The sequence below is a fragment of the Caulobacter sp. LjRoot300 genome (assembly GCF_964253875.1).
GTDB lineage: Bacteria > Pseudomonadota > Alphaproteobacteria > Caulobacterales > Caulobacteraceae > Caulobacter.
In genome coordinates this window covers 1-22,822 of sequence record NZ_CAXUSA020000006.1, presented here as the reverse complement: position 1 = coordinate 22,822, position 22,822 = coordinate 1, and the positions used below count along the sequence as shown (strand labels likewise).

Genomic DNA, 22,822 nt, shown 5'->3' with positions numbered 1-22,822 from the left:
ACAACTCCCCCCACCGATCGCTACGCGATCGCCTCCCCCACAGGGGGAGGGACTGCGGTCCGTAGGGGGCAAGTGTTCACCGGCACGATGGTGGAGGGTTGAAGATGGACCTCCACCTCCCCAACCACGACCCCGACGCCGACTGGGGCCTGCCCGGCTGGCTCTACGCCAACGACCGCTTCTTCCGCAAGGAGCAGGACAAGGTCCTGCGGCCGTCCTGGCAGATCGTCTGCCACCTGAACGACATCCCGAAAGCCGGCGACTTCCACACCTTCGACTTCCTGGGCGAGAGCACCATCATCGTGCGCGGCAAGGACGGCGGGGCGCGGGCGTTCGCCAATGTCTGCCGCCACCGCGCCGCGCGGCTGCTGGACGGACCGTCCGGCCATTGCGGCCGGATCGTCTGCCCCTACCACGCCTGGACCTACGGCCTGGACGGCCGGTTGATCGGCGTGCCCCACGCCGAGACCTATCCCGCCCTGGAGATGGACAGGCAGGGCCTGGCCCCGGTGGACGTCGAGGTCTATCGCGGCTTCGTCTTCGTGCGGCTCGAAGGAGACGGCCCCGGCGTCGCCGAGATGATGGCCCCCTACGACCACGAGCTGGCGCCCTACCGTTTCGAGGACATGGTCCCGTTCGGCCGGGTCACCCTGCGGCCGCGCGACGTCAACTGGAAGAACATCAGCGACAACTATTCCGACGGCCTGCACATCCCCGTCGCCCACCCCGGCCTGACCCGGCTGTTCGGGCGCGGCTATGGCGTGGAGGCGCAGACCTGGGTCGACAAGATGTGGGGCCACCTGGTCGAGGAGCCGTCGAACAATCCCTCCGAACGGATGTACCAGGCCGTCCTGCCCGACGCCGAACACCTGCCGCCCGAGCGCAAGCGGCTGTGGACCTATTTCAAGCTCTGGCCGAACCAGGCCTTCGACATCTATCCCGACCAGGTGGACTTCATGCAGTTCATCCCGGTCTCGCCGACGAAGACGATGATCCGGGAGATCGCCTACGCCCTGCCCGACGACCGGCGCGAGATGAAGGCGGCGCGCTATCTGAACTGGCGCATCAACCGCCAGGTCAACGCCGAGGACACAGAGCTGGTGGCCCGGGTGCAGCAGGGCATGGCGTCGCGCAGCTTCACGGCGGGGCCGCTGGCGGAGACGGAGGTCAGTCTGCGCAGCTTCGGCCGCAAGCTGCGGGCGCTGATTCCGCAGGCCCGGCTGGCGCGGCCGCCGGAGGGGTGGTGATCTTCAACGGTCCCAGCACCAAGATTTGTCATCCCGGAAAGCGCGCAGCGCTTGTCCGGGACCCAGGACAACCGCACCGCACCAGCCCAGTCCTCTGGGTCCCGGACAGTCCCTGCGGGGCTTCCGGGATGACAACCTCTTGGATGCTCGTGGGCTAGAACCATGACCCGCGCCCCCTTCACCCGCGAGGCCCCCGACGTCCGCCGCGCGGCCCTGGTCGAGGCCGCCGCGCGCGTCCTCGCCGCCAAGGGCGTGGCCGGGGCGTCGGTGCGGACGATCTGCGCCGAGGCGGGGGTCAGCCCCGGCCTGCTGCGGCACTATTTCGACGGCGTCGACGCCCTGGTCGCGGCGACCTACGAGGCGACCGGGGCGCGGATCGACGCGGCGCTGGAGGCGGCGGTCGCGGCGGCGGGGCGAGATCCCCGCGCCCGGCTGTCGGCCTATCTGACCGCCAGCTTCGCGCCGCCGGTGCTGGACCCGGACCTGCTGGCCACCTGGCTGGCCTTCTGGAGCCTGGTCAAGGTGGACCCGGCCATCGCCGCCATCCACCGGCGGACCTATGCCGGCTATCGCGCCCGGCTGGAGGAGCTGCTGGCGGCCTGTGACCCGAAGGTCGACGCCCGGCTGGCGGCCATCGGCCTGACGGCGGTGGTGGACGGTCTGTGGCTGGAGCTGTGCCTGGACGCCGCGGTGTTCACCTCCGCCGAGGCCGGGGCCATCGCCGAACGGCTGGCGGCGGGGTATCTGGGCGGATGACCCAGATCCGCACCGCCCGCCTGGTCCTGCGCAAGCCGCGCGAGGACGACCTGCAGCCGCTGCACGCGATCATGTCGGACGCGCAGGCCATGCGCTACTGGTCGACGCCGCCGCATCGGGACTTGGAGACCACCCGCGACTGGCTGGCCGGGATGATCGCCCTGCCGGCCGAGCTGGGCGAGGACTACATCGTCGAGCGCGAGGGGCGGCTGATCGGCAAGCTGGGCCTGTGGCGGACGCCGGAGATCGGCTTCCTGCTGGACCGCGCGGTGTGGGGACGGGGCTATGGCGCCGAGGCGCTGAGGGCCTTCGCCGCCCATGCCTTCGTCGAACGCACCGACCATCTGACCGCCGACGTCGATCCCGCCAACGCCGCCAGCCTGGCGCTACTGGCCAAGGTGGGCTTTCGGGAGACCGGCCGCGCGGCGCGCACCTGGCAGGTCGGCGACCAATGGGTCGACAGCGTCTATCTGCGGCTGGACCGCGCCGACTTCGAAAGCCTCGTCCTTCGACAAGCTCAGGATGAGGTTTTCCACGCGCCGGGCCTGTAAAGGGTCCTCATCCTGAGCTTGTCGAAGGACGAGGACCACGCAGGGCCTTGAAGGTCGATCCGCTTTAGGCCGCGGCCTGGACGCCGAGGTTGGTGCGGCCCCAGTTGGTGCGGCGGGCTTCCGGCTCGGACACCGAGACCCGGGCGGTCTTGCCCTGGGCGCGCATGTGGCGGGCCAGCATCTCGGCGACGCCGACGGCTTCCGGCTGGCAGGGATAGGAGCCGATCAGGTCGAGCGATTCGTTCCAGGTGACGTGCCAGACGCCAGAGACGGGTCGGACGAAGTAGGTGTGTTCGTCGGCCATGGTGCTCACTCCTTGGTTCACTCAAGCATCGGTCTTACCGCGCTGGCGTGACAGCTGTATCAATGCTGCACAGCAACATCTTGTTGCATTGCACACTGCAGGAGCCGCGCCAAGAGGACCAATGGTGAATCTGGGTGCAACAATATGGCGGCAGCGCGAGAAACCTGACCGGTCCCTCTCCCGGAGGGAGAAGGTTCAATCCTTCACCAGCACTCCGCCCTTCATCACCGCCGCCACATGCTCCAGCACGGAGATGTCGGCCAGCGCGTCGCCGTCGACGGCGATCAGGTCGGCGTAGCGGCCGGGAGCGACGGCCCCCACGTCGGTCTTCTTCATCAGCTCGGCCGCCACGGTCGTCGCCGACTGGATGGCCTGCATCGGGGTCATGCCGTAGCGGACCATGTACCTCATCTGCCGGGCGTTGAGGCCGTGGGGATAGACCCCGGCGTCGGTGCCGTAGGCGATCCTGACCCCGGCCTTGACCGCCTTGCGGAAGCCGTCGCGCTGGGCCTGGGTGGTGTCGAAATTCTTGCGCAAGGTTTCGGCCGGCCAGCCGTGGGCCTTGCCGTAGGCGTCGATCCAGTCGCCGTCATAGATGTCGGCCACCAGGAACACGCCCCGGGCCTTCATCATGGCGATGGCCTCGTCGTCCATCAGCGAGCCGTGCTCGATCGAGCGCACCCCGGCCCGCATGGCCGACTTCATGCCCTCGGCCCCGTGGGCGTGGGCGGTGGCGTAGGTTCCGCGGCGGGCGGCCTCCTCGACGGCGGCCCGCATCTCGTCCTCGGTCAGCTCCTGCTGGCCCGGCTCGGTGCCGACGGTCAGGACCGCGCCGGTGGCGATCAGCTTCAGGAAGTCGGCGTGGTGGGCCAGGATGTTGGCGGCCTTGCGGTGGGCGTCGGCGGCGTCCTCGACCACGCCGGTCCGCATCTCGTCGGGGATCTTCACGTCGCCCGCCAGGCCGGTGATCTCGCCGCCGCCGCCGGGGATGGTGATATAGGCCCCGGCCACCGACATGCGAGGGCCCGGGACCAGGCCGGCGTTGATCGCGTCGCGCAGGGCCACGTCGCCGAACGCCCGCCAGGTCCCGACGTCGCGCACGCTGGTGAAGCCGGCCTCCAGGGTGACCCGGGCGTGGGCGGCGCCGATATAGGCCTGGTAGGCGGCGGTGCTCAGCAGCGGCTCGGCGATGTTCTCGGTCTGCTCCTGGTCGACCAGGTGGGTGTGCATGTCGATCAGGCCGGGCAGCACCATGCGACCCGACCAGTCGATGACCTTGCCGTCGGTGGGCGCCGCCGTCCACGGCGCGACCGCGACGATCCGCTCGCCGTCGATGGTGATCATCTGGTCGCTGAGGACCTTGCCCTGCAGGGTGTCGACCAGCTTGCCGGCGTGGACGTAGAGCGGGGCGGCGTGCGCGGCGAGCGGCGCGAGCGCCAGGACGGCGGCCATGAGGACGGTGCGAAGGTTCATGCGTGCTCTCTCCAATCCGCTCATCCCGGCGAATGCCGGGACCCAGATGGAATGGCTTTGAGGCTGACGCCAAGAGCGCTGAGCCTTTCCAACCCGCCACACCGCCATGGGATCTGGGTCCCGGCATTCGCCGGGATGAGCGGGTCTAAAATCATACGTTGGTCGCTTGGCCCCGCCCCCGCGTCAGCCAGTAGAACGGCGCCCCGATGGCCAGCAGGCCGACGCCCAGCAGCACCGCCTGGCCGCCGGCTCCGACCAGGGTCCAGACCGAATAGAGCCCGGCCAGGATGGCGATCAGGGTCAGGGCCGTGGTCGGGGCGATGCGCCGGCTGGCCTGCAGTTTCAGCGCCGCCAGGGCGCAGGCCAGGTAGGCGAACAGCGAGGCGGTGGTGGCCACCAGGGCGATGAAGGTGAACAGGTCGGCCATCGACCGGGCGTAGTTCATCAGCACCAGCACGGTCAGGAAGCCGGCCGACAGCAGGTGGGCGCGGACCGGCGCGCCGTTCGCCGACTCCTTGGCCAGGAAGGCCGGGAACACCCCGCCCCGGGCCATGGCGTAGGGCATCTCGCCCTGCAGCAGCACCCAGCCGTTCAGGGCCCCGAAGGCGCTGATCGCCGCGAACAGGGCCAGGACCTTGCCGGCGTTGCCGCCCCAGTGGAGGCTGACGAAGTCGGCCAGCGGGGCGTTGGAGACCTTCAGCGTGTCGGCCGGGGTCAGCAGCACCACCGCCGAGCAGACCAGCAGGTAGATCGCGCCGGTGAACACCGTGCCCACCAGGGTGGCGCGGGGAATGGTGCGGACCGGGTCGACCACCTTGCCGGCCGGCACCGTGGCCGATTCCAGGCCGAGCAGCGCCCAGAGCGTCAGGGCCCCGGCGGCGGTGATCCCGCCGGGATGGATGTCCGACGCGCGGAACGGCGTCAGGCTGGCCCCGTGGTCGCGGCCGATCACCCAGAAGGCCAGGCCCGCCACGGCGACCAGCGGCAGCAGCTTGAGCACGGTGGTCGCCACCTGCACCCCGCCGGCCAGGCGAGCGCCGGCGATGTTGACCCCGACCAGCAGCCAGACCGCGCCCAGGGTGATCAGCAGGTGCATCCCCGGCACCCGGGCGATGGCCGGGAAGATCGCCGACAGATAGCTGACCGCCCCGGTGGCGATGGCGGCGTTGCCGACCCACAGCGAGATCCAGTAGCTCCAGGCCACCATGAACCCGACCAGCGGCCCGAAGGCCTCCTGGGTATAGGCGTAGGGTCCGCCGGCCTTGGGGAATTCCCGCGCCAGGCCGGCGAACACGAAGGCCAGGGCCAGGGCCCCGCCGATGGTCAGCAGCCAGCCGAACACCGCGTTCCAGCCGTAGGGGGCCAGGGACGCGGGCAGCATGAACACCCCCGAGCCGATCATGTTGCCGACCACCAGGGCCGTGCACATCCAGAAGCCCAGGGCGCGCGGCGCCGTGATCTTGGGGATCGGGACCTTCTGTCGGGTCGTCGTCATGCGGTCACGCTTTCACGGGAACGGGGGTTCGTCCATGCCCTCAGACGCCGCTCATCCCGGCGAATGCCGGGACCCAGATGGAATGGCTTTGAAGCTGACGCCAGGAGCGCTGAGCTCTTCCAATCAACCTCAGTGTCATGGGATCTGGGTCCCGGCATTCGCCGGGATGAGCGGATGATTGAATGGGGACATGCCCATGAGCATGTCCCCAAAACTGTCCCTGTTCGCGATCAGAACTTCTGCCCGAACTTCACCCCGACGGTGCGCGGCCGCAGGGGCACCGAATAGACCTCGGCGCCGCAGACGGATTCGACGCATTCGGTGCTGCGGGTCAGGCTGGCCCGGCTGTCGTTGAGGTTCACGACATAGGCCGAGACCGTCCAGCTGTCGCGGCCCAGCCCGGCCGACAGGTCGGTGGTGATGTAGCCGGCCTGCTTGCCCAGCACCTCGCGGGCGTAGGTGCGCAGGTCGGCCCAGGCGCCGGTCTGGCCGACGATCCCGCCCTGGACGAAGGCGTCGTAGCCCCCCAGGTCGAACTCGTAGCGGGCGTTCAGGTTGGCCTTGAACTTGGGCGTGACGGGCAGTTGCTGGCCGTCCGGCGCGCGCTCGGGATAGTTGTCCAGGTCGACCGGACAGTCGGTGATCGGCTTGCCCGTGGCCGCGTCGACCTTGCCGCAATAGGTCCCCTTCAGCTTGGCGTCGATATAGGAGGCCGCGCCGTTCAGGGTCAGGCCGTGCATCACCGCGAAGCTGAAGTCGGTCTCGGCGCCGTTGATCTCGGCCGACACGGCGTTCTTGATCTCGGTCAGGCCGTTGGCCCCGACGATCGAGAACTGGAAGTCGTCCCAGGTCTCGTGGAACACCGCGCCGTTCCAGCGGAAGCGGTTGTCGGCCCAGGTGGTCTTCCAGCCGAACTCGTAGTTCTTCAGGAAGTCGGACTGGTAGGGCGGCAGGGTGCCGCGCCGGTTGATGCCGCCCGGCCGGAAACCCTCGGAATAGGTGACATAGACCAGCTTGTCGGGGTCGATCTTGTAGGTGAGGTTGAACTTCTTGCTATCGCCCTTCTCCTTGACCCGCTTGTCGAGGTTCGTGCAGGGCGAGCCCTTGATCTCCGGGCCGCGGCCGTTGCAGGCGGCCTCGCCCGTGCCGTCGCGGACGAATACGCCGTCGTCGTCGTACTTGTCCGGGCTGTAGCCCGCGCCATAGCCGTAGAAGCCCTTGAGGCTGTTGTCGGCCTTGAAGAAGCGGATGCCGCCGGTCACGGTCAGCTTGTCGGTGATGTCGAACGCCACCTCGCCGAAGGCGGCGCTGTCGCGGTCGATGCGCTTTTGCTCGGTCAGCCAGATCGTGCCCGGATGGCCCGGCACCGACAGCGAGTCGCCTAGGTCGTCGATGCGGTAGTTCTGATGGATGCCGTGGGTCTGGCGCTGGTAGAACAGACCGCCGACCACCCGGAAGCGGTTCTCCTGCGGGGTCGAGACGCGCAGCTCGTGGCTGGCCTTCATATAGGCGTCGTGGCCGATGATGTACTGCGACGGATCGACCGGATTGCCCGCGTCGTCGGTCCAGTAGGCGCCGTAGCCGGCCAGGGTGTCGTAGAAGAACGAGTAGTCGGTGTAGTCCTGGCGGGTGTCGACGTCGCGGTCGAGGTAAGAGCCGGCATAGACCACGTCGAGGTTGCTGATCTTGCCCTCGACGGTCATGGCCGCCTGCCACCACTTGTCCTTGGAGTTTTCCGGATAGTAGTGGGCGACCTTCAGCGCGCCCAGGCTGCGGTCTTCGGCGAACACCCCGCCGACCTTCTCGATCTGGCCCATGACCTGGGGCGTGATCACCCAGTTGTCGCCGGCCTCGATCTTGACGGCCGCCCGGCCGCCATAGAGGTCGACGTCGTTGTAGTCCTTCTTGACCCGGTCGGCGTTGGTGACGGTGATCCCCGAGGTGGGATAGGTGCGCGAACCGGCGACGTTGTCGATGTAGCCGCCCTGGTGCTGGGCCCAGCCCACCAGGCGCACGGCGACCTTGTCGTTGACCGGCTGGTTGACGAAGCCCTCGGCCACGTAGCCCTGGTCGCCATGGGCGATGGTGTTGGCCTCCAGGTCGTATCCGGCGCTGAAGCCGGCCGTGCTGGGCTTGTTGGTGATGATCCGCAGGGTGCCGGCCTGGGAGCTGGCCCCGTACAGCGTGCCCTGCGGCCCCGACAGCGCCTCGACCCGGGCGATGTCGTAGATGTGGATGTCCAGCGCGCCCTGGATGGTGGTGACGGGCTGCTCGTCCAGATAGACGCCGACGCTGGGCAGGGAGCCGGAGTGGTTGCCGTCGCCGCCGCTGGCCACGCCGCGGAAATAGACGTTGGAGAAGCCCGGCGAGGTGGTCTGGAACGAGATGCTGGGCAGGTACTTCACATAGTCGGTGAAGCTGGCGACGTGCAGTTGGTCCAGCTTGGCTTGGCCGAGCGCCTGGATGCTGACCGGCACGTCCTGCAGGTTTTCCGAGCGCTTCTGGGCGGTGACCACCACCTCTTCCAGCGCCACCGCGCCCTGGGGCGCCTGGGATGCTTGAGCGTGGGCGGACACCGCCGTCAGCATGGTCGAGGCCAGAAGCGCGGTCGTCAGCAGACCGCCTTTCGAAAGGGCGGTCTTGTCACGCGTGGCAGACGTCATATCGGCTCCCCGAACTGTTCGGAGAACGATGCTCTTCTGGCTGATTTGAGCCGGCAAGGCGCAAAATTCAAACCCGCGTCAATTCGGCCGACTGTTGCAGAAATGGCAGGGTTCTGAGCGGCTGATCAAAATTCAGGCGCGGCGGGATAACTGAACAGGACCGGTCCCAGGGCGGTCTTCAGCGGGTCCAGCCATGATTCGTAGTTTTGCCAATGCTCGACCGCGTCCTTGAAGATGGGGCGACGGACCTGTTCTGAGCTTGCGGTGCGCACGGCGCGGTCGTTTTCGTGGAAATTCAGGCACGATTCTTCGAACGGCAGGCCGCAATAGGCCAGCAGGGCGCGGATCTCGCCTTCCGGGTCCTCGATCATCGATTCGTAGATCACCCGGTGCGCGCGGCCCGGCAGCACCGCGTCGAAATGGGCCATCAGCTCCACATAGTCGGCGTAGTAGCGACCGATGTCCTCCAGGCCGTAGCTGAAGTTCTGGCCGCGGGCGAAGTGCTGCTTGAAGCCCGAAAAGCAGCAGCCCATCGGGTGGCGCCGGGCGTCGATGATCCTGGCGTTCGGCAGCATCAGGGCGATCAGTCCGACATGGGCCCAGTTGTTGGGCATCTTGTCGATGAACAACGGCCGGTCGGTCTTGCGCTGCACCCGGGTGCGCTCGAGGAACTCCTCGCCCAGCGCCTTGAGATCTTTCGGACCCAGCGTGGCCAGCACCTCGGGATAGGCCGCCCCGTCCTTCAGCCGCCGGGCCATGGCTGTGACGTCGGGCAGCTCCATCGTGCCTTCCACGGCCGAGTGGCTGGCCAGGATCTGCTCGACCAGGGTCGAGCCGGCGCGCGGCAGGCCCAGGACGAAGATCGGGTCGGGCGCGGGGCAGCCCTGGCCGGCCCGCGACGCGAACAGCTGCGCGGTCAGCACCGTCTTGCAGCGGGCCACGTGCCGGGTCATCACCGCCGGGTCGTAAGGGACCTGGGCCCGGCGCAGCGCCGCGCCCCGGGCGTAATGGGCGAACGATTCGGCGTAGCGGCCGGCGTCCTCGTGGGCCTTGCCCAGGGCGTAGTCCAGGTGCAGGCGGTCGTCCTGCGCCAGGTCCTCCCGGGCCAGCTGGGCCTCCATCGCCGCCAGGTCGGCCGCGTCGAAGCGGTAGGTCTTCATGTTGGCCAGGCTCCACCAGGCCTCGCCCAGCGACGGGGCCTGGTCGACGGCCTTGCGGTAGGCGGCCGCGCAGTCGACCGAGCGGCCCACGGTCTTCAAGGCGTGGCCATAGCTCATCCAGCCCTTGGGCTGCTGCGGATAGCGGGCCAGCACGTCCTCGTAGATCGCGATGGCCTGGGCGTACTCGCCGATCCGGGCCAGGGCGGCGGCCTTCAGGTTCAGGTAGGCGGGATTGCGCGGCTCGTCGGTCAGCAGCCGGTCCAGCTGGGCCAGGGCCTCCGGCGACCGCCCCAACCGGTACTGCAGGGTGGCCAGGTTGTAGCGGGCGGCGGTGAAGGCCGGGGCGAGCTTCAGACAGTCCAGCAGCAGGGTCTCGGCCTCGGCCTCGCGGCCCAGCCGGGCGAGGGCCTCGGCCAGCATGCGGATGGCCGCCGGCTCGTCCGGGCGGGTCTTGAGCAGGTCGCGCAGCACCGCCTCGGCCTTGGCCGGCGCGCCGTCGACCAGAGCGGCGGCGGCGGTCATCAGCACCGGGTCACGGACCCCGCCCTTGATCTGCCGGGCCCGGGCGGCCTGGGCCCCGGCCTCGTCGCCGAGCAGCTCGAAGGCCTCGGCCAGGCCGCGCCAGCCCTCGGCCAGGTCGGGATCGGCGGCGACGGCGCGCTTGAACGCGGCGACGGCCGCCTGGGTGTGGCCGGCGGCGGCCAGCACCCGGCCGTGCTCCAGCTGGATCGGCGGCGACTGGGCGAAGGCGCGGGCCAGGGGATCGATCACCCGCAGGGCCTGCTGGACCTCGCCCGACAGCCGCAAGGCCGTGGCCAGGATCAGCACCGCCTCGGCGTGGCGTGGCACGGCCTCCAGGATCGCCATGGCCTGCTCGGCGGCCAGCCGCGGGTCGACGTCCAGCAGGCGCCGGGCATGGGCCAGGGCCGTGGCGACGCTGCCGGCGGGCTCGGTGGTGGTGACGGTCATGGGAGGATGGGATGGCGGGGCGGCGGCGAAGTCAACGCCTGGCCCCCATAGGTCCTCCCCCTGTGGGGGAGGTGGTCGCGAAGCGACCGGTGGGGGGAGTGATAGGACGCTCGATCCAGCTCACGGCCAGTATCGCAAACTCCCCCCACCGGCCCTACGGGCCGCCTCCCCCATAGGGGGAGGGCCCTCAAATCCGGTCCCGCAGCGCGTACCAGCTCAGCCCCGCCACGGTCAGCGGCCACCTCAGCAGGCGTCCGCCGGGGAACGACGGGGTCGGCAGTTTCGCCAGTAACTCGACCCCCTCCCCCGCGCCCAGGGCCGCGTCGGCCAGCAGCTTGCCGAACCAGGGCGCCAGCATCACCCCATGGCCCGAATAGCCGGCGGCGATCCGCACGCCGGGGGCCAGTTCGCGGACGAACGGGGCGCGGTGGACGGTGATGCCCAGGGTTCCGCCCCAGGCGTGGGTCACCTCGACCTCGGCCAGGTCCGGATAGACCTTCAGCATGTGGCGGCGCACGAAGGCCTTCAGGTCGGGCGGGAAGCCCGGCCGGTAGTTCTCGCCGCCGCCGAAGATCAGCCGGCCGTCGGGGCTCTTGCGGAAGTAGTTGATCACGAAGCGGCTGTCGGCGACGGCGGCGCCGGAGCGGATGATGGTCTCGGCCCTCTGCCCTAGCGGTTCGGTGGCCAGCAGGAAGTTGTTGATCGGCATCACCCGGGCCCGGGCCGCGCCGCCGGCCACCGCGTCCAGGTAGCCGTCGCCGGTCAGGATCAGCTGGTCGCAGGTCACCCTGCCCTGTGGCGTGTCTACGACGATCGCCCCGCCCTCGCGTCGCCAGGCGGTGGCGCGGCTGTGCTCGAAGATCACGGCCCCCGCCGTCATCGTCGCCCGGGCCATGCCCAGGGCCAGGTTCAGCGGGTGCAGGTGGCCGCCGCCCCGGTCGACCAGGCCGCCGTGATAGACGTCGGTTCCCAGCTCGTCGGCCAAGTCCGCCGCGTCGACCAGGGCTAGCTGGTCGTAGCCGTAGCGGTCGCGCATGAACGCGACATGGGCCGCGTCCTGCGCCTCGCCGCCCTTGCGGTGGCGGGCGTGGATCATGCCGGGGCGGAAGTCGCAGGCGATGTCGTGCTCGGCGATCAGGGCCAGCAGGTGGGCGCGGGCGTCCTGGCTCATCCGCCACAGGGCCAGGGCGGGGTCGCGGCCCAGGGTCTTCTCCAGCCAGGCCTGGTCGTTGCGCTGGCCCGTATGGACCTGGCCGCCGTTGCGCCCCGACCCGCCGGACCCGACCTGGGCGGCTTCGAGGACGACGACGCGGACGCCCCGCGTCGCCAGTTCCAGCGCCGCGCCGAGGCCGGTGTAGCCCGCGCCGATCACGCAGACGTCGGCGCGGAGGTGGTCGCTCAGGGCGGGGAGTTGCGGGAAGGGCGTGGCGGTGGCCGCGTACCAGGAGGTGGCGGGGTGGCCGGTGTTCACGACCCTCTCCCATGGGGAGAGGGAGGGGCCCGCCGCGGAGCGGTGGGAGGGTGAGGGGGTGGTGAGTTCGACGGCGTGCCGGCACTCCGGCCAACGGCGTGACCCCTCATCCTCCCACGCTTCGCGCGGGCCCCTCCTTCTCCCTCTGGGAGAAGGTGAGCGCTACACATTCAGCAGCAGGAACTCCCGCTCCCACGGGCTGATGGTGCGCATGAAGGTCTCGTACTCGGCCTCCTTTACCGTGGCGTAGGCGGCGCAGAAGGTGGCGCCCAGGATCTCGACCAGGGGCTTGGCGTCCTCGAACAGGGCTACCGACTCCAGCAGGCTGCGCGGCAACTCGATGCCCCGGGCGCTGGCGTCGGTGTCGACAGGGGCGGTCGGGGTCAGGTTTCCGAGCATGCCCAGATAGCCGGTGGCCAGCACCGCGGCGATGGCCAGGTAGGGGTTGGCGTCCGACGAAGGGATGCGGTTCTCCAGCCGCCGGTTGGCGGGATCGGACGGCGGCACCCGCAGGCCGCAGGTGCGGTTGTCGTAGCCCCACTGCGTGTTGACCGGCGCGCCGCTGTCGCGGGCGATCCGCCGGTAGCTGTTCACGTAAGGCGCCAGGATCGCCATGATCGCCGGCAGGTAGCGCTGCTGGCCGGCGATGAAGGCGTAGAACAGAGGGGTGGCCTCGCCGGTCTTGGGATCGGAGAACAGGTTCGCCCCGTCCGGCCCCAGGATCGACTGGTGGATGTGCATGGCGCTGCCGGGCTCGGCGGCCATCGGCTTGGCCATGAAGGTGGCGTAGATCTCGTGCTCCAGCGCCACCTCGCGGATGGTGCGCTTGAACATGAACACCTGGTCGGCCAGCTCCAGCGGATTACCGTGCCGCAGGTTGATCTCCATCTGGGCCACGCCGCTCTCGTGGATCAGGGTGTCGATCTCCAGGCCCTGGCGCTCGGAGTATTCGTACATGTCCTCGAACAGGGCGTCGAACTCGTTGACCGCGGCGATCGAATAGCCCTGGCGGCCGGTCTCGGGCCGGCCCGACCGTCCGATCGGCGGCTTCAGCGGATAGTCGGGGTCGGTGTTCTTCTCGACCAGGTAGAACTCGATCTCCGGGGCCACCACCGGGTCCCAGCCCTTCTCGCGATAGAGGGCCATCACCCGGCGCAGCACCTGGCGCGGGCTCTCCTCGACCGGCCGGCCGTCGGGGTGGAAGGCGTCGTGGATCACCTGGGCGGTCGGGTCTTGGGCCCAGGGCACCACGGCCAGGGTGGCCAGGTCCGGGGTCAGGAAGATGTCGGTGTCGGACTGCACGGCGTTCACCGCCCCCTCGAACTCGGGGAAGTCGCCGGTGATGGTCTGGTAGAACACCGCCAGCGGCAGGTTCATCGACGGCGCGCCCAGGAACTTGCGCACCGGCATGATCTTGCCCCGCGCCACCCCAGCCAGGTCGGGCACGACGCACTCGATCTCCTCGATGTTCTGCCGCGCGAACCAGTCCTTGGCGTCGTCCAGCGACGCGACCCCGCGGGTCGTCTTGGGGGCGGGCTTGGATTTCTTTTCTTTGTACTTCACGGGGGCGCTCCTCGCGCTTGTGGAAGTCTAAGCGGACTGGAAAGGATTGATGATGCGAAGGCCGTCGACGAGTTGGCCGTGCGAAAGATCCTCGGTGTAAAGCTCCATGCAGTTGGCGGCTCGGGCGGCGGCGATGATCGCGCTATCCCAATAGGAGAAGCGATGGGCGGCCTTGATCATCAGGGCCGCTCGAAGGATCGCCAGCGTGTTGTCCTGGACGGTGAAGCGGGTCCAGGTCTCGATCGCTCGGACCGCCTGGTCCTCGGTCAGACGGTTCGCCTTTGAAGGCCGGGTCGCCTGGACGAAGAATTCCTGGAGGACCTGAACCGACAGGACACCATCCCTTCGCCCCAGCAACGCAACCGCGCAGTCACGCTTCTCAGCCTCGGCCGCCACATTGCTGACGGCGTAGAGCAGGATGTTGGTGTCGAAGAAGACGGGCATCTAGCGGCGACGCTCATAGAGCTCGTCGCGGGGCAGCCGGTCACCGGCGCTGAAACCGGAAATCTCCTCGCGCAGGGCTGTCTCAAGCGCCCTAAGGCGCTCAAACTCGCTCTCGCCCTGAGCCACATCCGCCAGGAACTGGCGAACCATTGCGGAGACGGACGTGTCCTTTTCGGCGGCCTTGATGCGGGCTCGCCGATAGGTTTCATCGTCTACGGTGACTGTGATGTTTTTCATGGTTTCACAGTATCACATTTTCACAGGGGAGTGGATGCCTCCCGCCTCCGGCTTCAACGCCCGCAGCACCGGCTCCGCCTCGTCCAGCGACTTCCGGATGATCCCCACCAACTCATCGATCTGCCCGTGGGTGATGATCAGGGGCGGGCAGCAGACGATGCTGTCGCGGATGGCGCGGACCATCAGACCGTTGGCGATGCACAGGTCGCGCACGATCGGCCCGGCCTCGCCTTCCTTGTCGAGGAAGCGGTGGTTGGTCCCCTTCTCGCGCACGATCTCGACCGCGCCGATCAGGCCCAGCGAGCGGGTCTCGCCGACCAGCGGGTGGTCGTTCAGCGTGGCCAGGGCCTTGGCGAGATAGGGCCCGGTGTCGTCGCGGGTGCGTTCGACCAGGCCCTCGCGCTCGATGATCTCGATGTTCTTCAGCGCCACGGCGGCGGCGGTCGGGTGGCCGGAATAGGTGAAGCCGTGGATGAAGTCGCCGCCCTTCTCGCGCAGCTCGGCGACGATGTGGTCGGCCACGCCCACGGCGCTGATCGGCAGGTAGCCCGACGACAGCCCCTTGGCCATGGCGATCATGTCGGGCTTGATCCCGTAGTGCTGGTGGCCGAACCACTGGCCCAGGCGCCCGAAGCCGCAGATCACCTCGTCGCAGACCAGCAGGATCCCGTACTTGCGGCACAGGGCCTCGACCGCCGGCCAGTAGCCGTCCGGCGGGATGATCACTCCGCCCGCCCCCTGCACCGGCTCGCCGATGAAGGCCGCGACATTCTCTGGACCGACCTCCAGGATCTTGTCCTCGATGGCCTGCACCGCCCGGTCGCGGAAGGCGGCGGGATCCTCGCCGAAGCCGTCGCCGAACGGATAGGGCTGCATGACGTGGTGCACGCCGGGGATCGGCAGGTCGCCCTGCACATGCATGTGCTTCATGCCGCCCAGCGAGACCCCGGCCACGGTCGAGCCGTGATAGGCGTTCCAGCGGCTGATGAAGGCCGTGCGGCTGGGCTCCCCTTTGAGCTTCCAGTAGTGGCGGGCCAGGCGGAAGACCGTGTCGTTCGCCTCCGACCCCGACGAATTGTAGAAGACGTGGGTCAGATGGCCGCCCATCTTCTCGGCGATCTTGGCGGCCAGCTTCACGGGCGGCGGCGTCGCGGTCTTGAAGAAGGTGTTGTAGTAGGGCAGCTCCAGCATCTGGTCGTAGGCGGCCTGGGCCAGCTCCTCGCGGCCGTAGCCGACATTGACGCACCACAGGCCGGCCATGCCGTCCAGGATCTGGTGCCCCTCGCCGTCATGGATGTAGACGCCGTCGGCCCGGGTGATGATCCGGCTGCCGCCCAGCTGCTGCTGCAGCTTGTAGTCGCTCTGGGCCGGCAGGTGATGGGCCAGGTCCAGGCGCTTGAGCTCGGCGATGTCGTGGTTGCGGATCGGGATCATGACTGCGGGTACTCCTGAGCTTCTTCTTATCTCCGCTCATCCCGGCGAAAGCCGGGACCTAAGCGGCGCTTGTTGTCTCGCCCGGATGCTCGCCGCCGGGTCGGCTTGGGCCCTGCTTTCGCCGGGACGAGCGGTCGAGAGGGTCACGCGGGAGGGCGCAGGCCCTCGCCCCGCAGCGCCCGGCCGAACAGCTGGAAGAACGCCTGGCTCTGCGGGTTGCGCTCGGTCTTCCATTCGGGATGCCACTGCACCGCCAGCACCGGCGCGCCATTGACCGTCGCCGACACCGCCTCGACCACGCCGTCGGGCGCGCGGGCCTCGACGGCGAGGCCTGCGCCCAGGCGGTCGACGCCCTGGTAGTGCACGGAATTGACTGTCGCGGCCTGGGCGCCGAACGCGGTGGCCAGCACCCCGCCGGGGGTCAGGTCGACGCGGTGCTCGTGGTCGAACATGCCGTCGAAGTCGGCCTCGTCGGGGGCGTGGTGGGGGATCAGCTCGCCGGCCTGGGCCATGTCACGCCGCAGCGTGCCGCCGAACGCGACGTTGATCTCCTGGAAGCCGCGGCAGACCCCGAACACCGGCCGGCCCAGGTCGAGCATGGCCGCGATCAGGTCGGCGGTCATGGTGTCGCGCCCGGCGTCGAAGGGGCCCGGGGCGTCGGGAACGTCCTGGCCGTAGAGGGCCGGGTCGAGGTTGGAGGGGCTGCCGGTCAGCATCAGGCCGTCCAGGCGGGACGCGACTTCGGAAGCCTTCATCAGGTCCGGCATCGACGGCACCAGCAGGGCCGCGGCGTCGGCGTAGGCCATGGCGCTGGCGACATAGCGGTTCATCACCGCCTGGGCGGGCTCGACCCCGACGGTGCGGGTGCAGCAGATGATGCCGGCGACGGGTCTCACCGCCCGCCCTCCTCAATCGTTGTCATCCCGGCCTCGGGTCGCGCAAGCGGCCCGCCTGACGGCGGGCGGGCGAAGCGCTTGTCCGGGACCCAGGTGAACCGCAAGGCATCAGCCCAGTCCCCTGGGTCCCGGACAGCCCCTGCGGGGCTTCCGGGATGACAACGTTTTGAGGGGTGGAAGAAAGGGATCACGACAGCAACACCGCCGGCGAGCACGCATGCCAGCCCAGCCACACCGCCTCGCCCAGCTTGAAGTCCTCCTGGTCCCAGCGAGTCAGGTTCTGGCGGACGACCTTGATCCGGCGGCCGCTCTGGATCTCGACCTCATAGACGCTTTGGCCGCCCAGATAGGCCTCGTGGCGGATCACCCCGGCCACGGCGTTCTGGCCGACCGGGCAGTCGCCCATGTTGGGCGGGGCGGCGCCGTCGGGGCGCTTGTGCAGCTCGATCTTCTCGGGTCGCAGGGCCGCCCAGACCGTGCCGCCACGCGCGCCGGTGACGCCGTGGTCCAGGAAGATGTCGCAATCCAGGTCCGGCGACTTGACCACCGCGTGGCTGGGTTCGTCGACCGCCAGCACGCCCTCGAACAGGTTCACGCTGCCGATGAAGTCGGCCACGAACCGGCTGTTGGGGAACTCGTAGAGATCGCTGGGCCCGGCCACCTGCTGCAGCAGGCCCCGGTTCATCACCGCGCAGCGGCTGGCCAGGGCCAGGGCCTCGTCCTGGTCGTGGGTGACCATGATGAAGGTGATGCCGACCTTCTCCTGCAGGGTCGACAGCTCGGTGCGCATCTGGTCGCGCAGCTTGGCGTCGAGCGCCGACAGCGGCTCGTCCAGCAGCAGCACGCGTGGACGCTTGACCAGGGCCCGGGCCAGGGCCACGCGCTGGCGCTGGCCGCCCGACAGTTGGTCGGGCTTGCGCTGGGCCAGGCCGTGCAGTTGGACCAGGTCCAGCGCTTCCTCCACCCGCCGGTCGCGCTCGGCCTTGCTGACGCGGTCGACCTTCAGGCCGTAGGCGACGTTGTCGGCCACGCTCATGTGCGGGAACACGGCGTAGGACTGGAACACCATGTTCACCGGCCGCTTGTTGGGCGGCACGGTCGAGACGTCCTGGCCGTCGATCAGGATCCGTCCCTCGGTCGGCGTCTCGAACCCGGCCAGCATCCGCAGCAAGGTGGTCTTGCCGCAGCCCGACGGGCCCAGCAGCGAGAAGAACTCGCCCTCCTGGATGGAGAGGGAGACATCATCGACGGCCACCATCTTGCCGAAGCGCTTGGTGACGTTCTCGAAGGTGATGATGGGTTGGTTGGTCATGGCCTCGCCCCCGAAAAATCCACCGCCGCGAACTCCATCCGGCCTTCCCGTGCGCGGGACGGGGACAGGCACATGTGCCTGTCCCCAGCGGTGAAGCGACCCAGCAAACCGCTCATTGGCCGTCCCCATGCCCCGCCACGCCCGCCGGATCCCCCTGCAGCTTCAGCGCCACCGCCGTCAGCAGCACCGTCAGGACGATCAGGATGGTCGAGGCGGCGTTGACCTCGGGCGTCACCGAGAAGCGGACCATCGAATAGACCTTCACGGGGAAGGTCACGGTGTCAGGGCCGGCGGTGAAGAAGGTGATCACGAAGTCGTCCAGGCTGAGGGTGAAGGCCAGCAGCGCCCCGGCCACCAACGAGGGGGCCATGTGCGGCAGGATCACGTCCTTGATCGTCCGCCACTCGCCGGCCCCCAGGTCGCGGGCCGCCTCCTCCATCTCGCGGTTGAAGCTGGCCATCCGGGCGCGGACCACCACCGCCACGAACGGGAACGAGAACGACACGTGGGCGATGGTGATCGCCCCCAGGTTCAGCGGCCAGGGCAGGCCCACGGGCCAGGGCACGACCTTGGCGAAGAACACCAGCATGGCCACGCCCATGCAGATCTCGGGCACCACGATCGGCAGGGCCAGGGCCCCGTCCAGCACCGTCTTGCCCGGAAAGCGGAACCGCCACAGCACCAGGGCGACCATGGCCCCGAGGGCGACGCTGAGCACCGTGCACAGGGCCGCGATGGTCAGGGAATTGGCGAAGGCCTCGATCAGCGACGAGTCGTTGAAGGCCTTGTCGTAATATTTGAGCGTGAAGCCCTTCCAGACGATGTTGCGCCGGCTGTCGTTGAAGCTGAACACCATCAGGGCGACCAGCGGCGCGTAGAGGAACACCCCCACGGCGGCCAGCCAGGCCTGCATCTGCCAGCGGCGGAGGTATTCGAGGGGACCGGGGGGGGATTTGCGGGTCATCGGTCGGCCCCGCGGATGGGTTGGGATTGGGGACAGGCACATGTGCCTGTCCCCGTCCGTCGCACGGCTTCGAACATGCTCATGCCGCAGCCCCCTTCCGGCCCTTGCTCACCAGCGCCTGCACGGCGATCGCCACGAACGTCAGGTACATCAGCAGGAACGACAGGGCCGCGCCGAACGGCCAGTCGTTGGCGCGCTTGAACTGGCGCTCGATGACGTTGGCGATCATCTGGCTGTCGGGCCCGCCCAGCAGGTCCGGAGTCAGGTAGGCCCCCAGGGCCGGGATGAAGGTGATCAGCACGCCCGACGCGATGCCCGGCAGGGCCAAGGGGACCACCACCTTGAACAGGGTGCGCATGTGCCCCGCGCCCAGGTCGAGGCTGGCCTCCAGCAGCGACTTGTCCAGGCGGTCCAGCGCCGAATACAGCGGCAGCACCATGAACGGCAGGTGGACATAGACCAGGCCGACGATCACCGCGAAATTGGTGTGCATCATCTCCAGCGGCTGGAACGGCGCCAGCGGCATGACCTTGGCCGCCAGGGTCCAGACCGCCTCCAGCGACTTGTTGATGTAGCCCTCGTTGCGCAGCACGGCGATCAGGGCGTAGGTGCGGATCAACAGGTTCGTCCAGAACGGCAGCATGATCAGCAGCAGCAGCCAGGTCTTGGCCTTCTGCGAGGCGAAGGTGATGGCCAGGGCGACCGGGAAGCCGATCACCAGGCACAGGCCGGTGGTCAGGGCCGCCACCCCGGCCGACTTCAGGAAGATCTTCAGGTACAGCGGCTCGATCGCCCGGGCGTAGTTCTTGAACGTGCCGGTGATGGCGATCTGGGTCAGGCCCTCGTTGTGGCCGAAGCTGTAGGCCCAGACGATGGCCAGCGGGACCAGGAAGAACAGCACCAGCCACACCAGCGGCGCGGCCAGCGCCGTGGCGAAGACGGACTTGGCCTGTTTCCAGGACTGTTCCATGGCGTCTGATCCCCTTTCCTAGATCCTCCCCCTGTGGGGGAGGTGTCGGCGAAGCCGACGGAGGGGGGAGTATTTGGCTCGCGACCACGACCCGGATCGACGACCCTGAAACTCCTCCCACCGACCGCTGCGCGGTCGCCTCCCCCACAGGGGGAGGATCTAAAACCCCTAAGCCGCCCGCACCTTGGTGATGACTTCCTCGTACAGGCTGGCCTTCTCGGCCCCCTCGAACGCCCCGTACTCGCACTTGGCCAGCTGGGCGGCGGGGGGGAAGATCACCGGGTTGTCCTTGTAGTCCGCCGGCATCAGCGCCTTGGCCGCCGCGTTGGGGGTCGGGTAGAGGATCTTCTTGGAGATCGCCGCCCCGGCCTGGGCGTCCAGCAGGTAGTTGATGAACTTGTGGGCGTTGTCCGGCCGCGGCGCGCCCTTGGGGATGCACAGGGTGTCGGAGTTCAGCAGCGAGCCTTCCTTGGGGATCACGAAGTCGAGGTCGGGGTCCTCCTTCATGACCTGGGCGATGTCGCCGTTGTACTCCAGCACCAGGTCGACATCGCCGGCCAGCAGCATGTCCTGGCCGTTGTCGTCGTGGAACGCCTTCACATAGGGCTTCTGCTTGATCAGCATCTGCTCGATCCTGGTGACCAGCTCGGGCGGGATGTTGTTGACGCTGTGGCCCAGGTACTTGGCGGCCAGGCGCACCAGGTCGGCGCTTTCCGACAGCAGGGCGATGCGGCCATTATATTCGGCGCTGTCGAACAGGTACTTCCAGCTGTCGGGAACGCCCTTCACCTTGCTCTTGCGATAGCCGATGCCTAGCACCAGCCAGGTATAGGGCATCGAGAACCTGCGGCCGGGGTCGTAGTCGGGGTTCAGGAAGGCGGGGTCGACGTTCTTGAAGTTGGGGATCCTGGCGTGGTCCAGGGTCTCCAGCATACCCGCCTGGCTCATGCGGCTGACGAACTCGTTGGACGGCACGATCACGTCATAGCCGGCGTTGCCCGCCTTCAGCTTGGCGAACAGTTCGTCGTTGGTGGCGAACAGGCTCATATTGACGTCGACGCCGGTGGCCTTCTTGAAGTCGGCCAGGGTCGTCTCGCCGATATAGGTGTCCCAGTTGTAGAAGTTCAGCTTGGGCTCCTCGCCGCCGGCCGACTTGGCGGCCTCGCCCGAGGGCTTCTGGCCGCAGGCGGTGAAGCTGATGCCGATCGCCGCGGCGCCCATGGCCGTCAGCAGCGAGCGGCGTGTGCCGAGAATGCGGTTGGTGCTCATGGTGTCTCCCCTCGAATTCGTGTGATCTTGCCTAGCGAGAAATCCAGTCCGGTAGCGAAACGTCGATGCCGATATTGCCGGCGATGGTCAGTCCAACCCAGGCGGCGACGACGACGACCGCGACGATCAGGACCGCGAAAAAGCGAGTGCGCAGGGTCGGCGGCGTCTCCATGTTCCAATCCTAGATCTGACCCTCGACCCTCGAAAACTCTACGCCACACCGCCGGCCAGACGCCGACGCAAGTCCTGGTTCGAGCGCAACCCTCAGGCGTTGCGCAGATACCAGTCATAATCCAGCGCCGTGACCACCTCGGCGAAGCGCGCCTGCTCGGTGCGCTTGACCGAGACGAACATCTCCACGAACCGCTCGCCCAGATAGTCGCGCAGCACGTCGGAGGCCTCGAACAGGTTGACCGCCGCGTACCAGTCGGTCGGCAGGCGCACCTTCTCCTTGGCCGCCGCCGCATAGCCGTCGCCGACCACCGCCGGACCGGGATCGATCTTCTGGCTGATCCCGTGGTGGGCGCAGGCCAGCAGCGCGGCCAGCACCAGGTACGGATTGGCGTCGGCCCCGGCCACGCGGTGCTCGACATGGCGGGTCGGCGGCGGGCCGGCGGGCACGCGAAGGGACACCGTGCGGTTGTTGACGCCCCAGGTCGGCGCCACCGGCGCATAGCTGTTGGCCTTGAAGCGGCGATAGGAATTGGCGTTGGGGGCCAGAATCGCCATGCAGTCGGCCATCAGCGCCTTCATGCCGCCGATCGCGTGCCTGAGCAGGTCCGAGCCTTCGGGGTCGTCGCTGGCGCAGCGATTGTCGCCCGACGCGTCGTTGAAGCTGACATGGACGTGGAAGCCGTTGCCGGCCTGGTCGGCCCAGGGCTTGGCCATGAAGGTGGCCTCGCAGCCATGGCGCAGGGCCACGCCCTTGGCGGCCCGCTTGTAGCGCAGGGCGTCGTCGGCCGCTTCCAGGGCGTCGGGCTTGTGCTTGAGGGTCAGCTCCACCTGGCCCGGGGCGAATTCCGAGATCGCCCCCTCCAGCGGCACGCCCAGCACGTCGCAGACGTCCCACAGCTCGCGCAGGAACGGCGAGATCGCCTCCAGCTCCGGCAGGCCGTAGACTTGGACGCCCTGCGGCCGCTCGCCGGTCTGCAGCGACCGGGCCGGCAGCAGTTCGCCCCTGGGGCCGCGCTGCTGGTCGACCAGGTAGTATTCCAGCTCGCAAGCGGCGACCGGCGTCAGACCGTCGGCGGCGAAGCGGTCCAGCACCCGCCGCAGCACGTGGCGCGGATCCAGGTCGTTGGCGGTCCCATCCAGCTCGTACAGCGACAGCATGACCTGGGCCATGTCCGGCCCCAGCCACGGCGCCTGGGTCAGGGTGCCGGGGACCGGCCGCGCCCGGCGGTCGGCGTCGCCGTCCTCCCAGACCAGGCCGGTGTCCTCGCAATCGGCCCCTTGGGTGTCGACCACCAGGATCGAGCCGGGCAGGAAGCGGCCGTAGTCGTAGATCGCCTGCAGCTCGTGGACCCGCAGCCGCTTGCCGCGTGGCACGCCGGTCATGCTGGTGAAGAACACGTCGACGTACTTCACCTGCGGGTTCGCGGCGAGGAAGTCGCGGCATTCCTGGGGATCGGCGACGCTCATGCC

General features: G+C 68.7%; 20 protein-coding genes. 3 read left to right on the top strand and 17 right to left on the bottom strand.

The window, feature by feature from the left end; genetic code table 11:
- Positions 1 to 104 precede the first annotated feature (104 nt).
- The 3 genes from ACSQ2G_RS19770 to ACSQ2G_RS19760 all read left to right on the top strand — a co-directional run bounded on the left by ACSQ2G_RS19770 (position 105) and on the right by ACSQ2G_RS19760 (position 2,554).
- A complete protein-coding gene (locus tag ACSQ2G_RS19770) occupies positions 105 to 1,247 on the top strand; it encodes an aromatic ring-hydroxylating oxygenase subunit alpha (RefSeq protein ID WP_436033799.1) in 1,143 nt (380 codons plus the stop codon).
- Between the two features lie 162 nt (positions 1,248 to 1,409).
- The gene (locus ACSQ2G_RS19765; protein ID WP_436033797.1) at positions 1,410 to 2,003 is read left to right on the top strand and encodes a TetR family transcriptional regulator C-terminal domain-containing protein; all 594 of its coding nucleotides are present in this window, start codon (positions 1,410 to 1,412) and stop codon (positions 2,001 to 2,003) included.
- Positions 2,000 to 2,554, top strand: coding sequence for a GNAT family N-acetyltransferase (locus ACSQ2G_RS19760; RefSeq protein ID WP_436033795.1), 555 nt, complete (start codon positions 2,000 to 2,002; stop codon positions 2,552 to 2,554). Before ACSQ2G_RS19765 ends, ACSQ2G_RS19760 begins: the two co-directional genes overlap by 4 nt.
- Before the next feature lie 64 nt (positions 2,555 to 2,618).
- Here the strand turns inward: ACSQ2G_RS19760 and ACSQ2G_RS19755 are convergent, their stop codons facing one another.
- The 17 genes from ACSQ2G_RS19755 to ACSQ2G_RS19675 all read right to left on the bottom strand — a co-directional run bounded on the left by ACSQ2G_RS19755 (position 2,619) and on the right by ACSQ2G_RS19675 (position 22,819).
- A complete protein-coding gene (locus tag ACSQ2G_RS19755) occupies positions 2,619 to 2,858 on the bottom strand; it encodes a hypothetical protein (protein WP_310082395.1) in 240 nt (79 codons plus the stop codon).
- A gap of 195 nt (positions 2,859 to 3,053) precedes the next feature.
- A complete protein-coding gene (locus tag ACSQ2G_RS19750) occupies positions 3,054 to 4,331 on the bottom strand; it encodes a Xaa-Pro dipeptidase (RefSeq protein ID WP_436033793.1) in 1,278 nt (425 codons plus the stop codon).
- A 151-nt stretch (positions 4,332 to 4,482) separates the two neighbouring features.
- On the bottom strand, positions 4,483 to 5,826 hold the full coding sequence (locus ACSQ2G_RS19745; RefSeq protein WP_436033791.1) for an amino acid permease: 1,344 nt from the start codon (positions 5,824 to 5,826) through the stop codon (positions 4,483 to 4,485).
- Positions 5,827 to 6,056: 230 nt separating this feature from the next.
- A complete protein-coding gene (locus ACSQ2G_RS19740) occupies positions 6,057 to 8,489 on the bottom strand; it encodes a TonB-dependent receptor (protein ID WP_436033789.1) in 2,433 nt (810 codons plus the stop codon).
- Positions 8,490 to 8,614: 125 nt separating this feature from the next.
- Complete coding sequence (locus ACSQ2G_RS19735) at positions 8,615 to 10,618, bottom strand: tetratricopeptide repeat-containing sulfotransferase family protein (RefSeq protein ID WP_436033787.1); 2,004 nt, start codon at positions 10,616 to 10,618, stop codon at positions 8,615 to 8,617.
- A gap of 187 nt (positions 10,619 to 10,805) precedes the next feature.
- Positions 10,806 to 12,089, bottom strand: a complete 1,284-nt coding sequence (locus ACSQ2G_RS19730) for an NAD(P)/FAD-dependent oxidoreductase (RefSeq protein WP_436033786.1) — start codon at positions 12,087 to 12,089, stop codon at positions 10,806 to 10,808.
- Positions 12,090 to 12,251: 162 nt separating this feature from the next.
- Positions 12,252 to 13,652: a glutamine synthetase family protein gene (locus ACSQ2G_RS19725; protein ID WP_310082401.1), complete on the bottom strand. Its 1,401-nt coding sequence runs from the start codon at positions 13,650 to 13,652 to the stop codon at positions 12,252 to 12,254.
- Between the two features lie 27 nt (positions 13,653 to 13,679).
- Positions 13,680 to 14,096, bottom strand: a complete 417-nt coding sequence (locus ACSQ2G_RS19720) for a PIN domain-containing protein (RefSeq protein WP_436033785.1) — start codon at positions 14,094 to 14,096, stop codon at positions 13,680 to 13,682.
- A complete protein-coding gene (locus tag ACSQ2G_RS19715) occupies positions 14,097 to 14,333 on the bottom strand; it encodes a hypothetical protein (protein ID WP_436033783.1) in 237 nt (78 codons plus the stop codon).
- A gap of 12 nt (positions 14,334 to 14,345) precedes the next feature.
- Positions 14,346 to 15,767: an aspartate aminotransferase family protein gene (locus ACSQ2G_RS19710; protein ID WP_436033781.1), complete on the bottom strand. Its 1,422-nt coding sequence runs from the start codon at positions 15,765 to 15,767 to the stop codon at positions 14,346 to 14,348.
- Between the two features lie 143 nt (positions 15,768 to 15,910).
- On the bottom strand, positions 15,911 to 16,663 hold the full coding sequence (locus ACSQ2G_RS19705) for a gamma-glutamyl-gamma-aminobutyrate hydrolase family protein (protein WP_436033779.1): 753 nt from the start codon (positions 16,661 to 16,663) through the stop codon (positions 15,911 to 15,913).
- Positions 16,664 to 16,850: 187 nt separating this feature from the next.
- Positions 16,851 to 17,975: an ABC transporter ATP-binding protein gene (locus tag ACSQ2G_RS19700; RefSeq protein WP_436033777.1), complete on the bottom strand. Its 1,125-nt coding sequence runs from the start codon at positions 17,973 to 17,975 to the stop codon at positions 16,851 to 16,853.
- Between the two features lie 112 nt (positions 17,976 to 18,087).
- On the bottom strand, positions 18,088 to 18,939 hold the full coding sequence (locus ACSQ2G_RS19695; RefSeq protein ID WP_436033775.1) for an ABC transporter permease: 852 nt from the start codon (positions 18,937 to 18,939) through the stop codon (positions 18,088 to 18,090).
- A 79-nt stretch (positions 18,940 to 19,018) separates the two neighbouring features.
- Positions 19,019 to 19,909, bottom strand: coding sequence for an ABC transporter permease (locus ACSQ2G_RS19690; RefSeq protein ID WP_436033773.1), 891 nt, complete (start codon positions 19,907 to 19,909; stop codon positions 19,019 to 19,021).
- A gap of 168 nt (positions 19,910 to 20,077) precedes the next feature.
- Entirely contained in the window at positions 20,078 to 21,178 is a 1,101-nt protein-coding gene (locus ACSQ2G_RS19685; RefSeq protein ID WP_436033771.1) for an ABC transporter substrate-binding protein, read from the bottom strand.
- Positions 21,179 to 21,209: 31 nt separating this feature from the next.
- Entirely contained in the window at positions 21,210 to 21,350 is a 141-nt protein-coding gene (locus ACSQ2G_RS19680) for a hypothetical protein (RefSeq protein WP_436033769.1), read from the bottom strand.
- 92 nt (positions 21,351 to 21,442) lie between these two features.
- On the bottom strand, positions 21,443 to 22,819 hold the full coding sequence (locus ACSQ2G_RS19675; protein ID WP_436034046.1) for a glutamine synthetase family protein: 1,377 nt from the start codon (positions 22,817 to 22,819) through the stop codon (positions 21,443 to 21,445).
- Positions 22,820 to 22,822 lie beyond the last annotated feature (3 nt).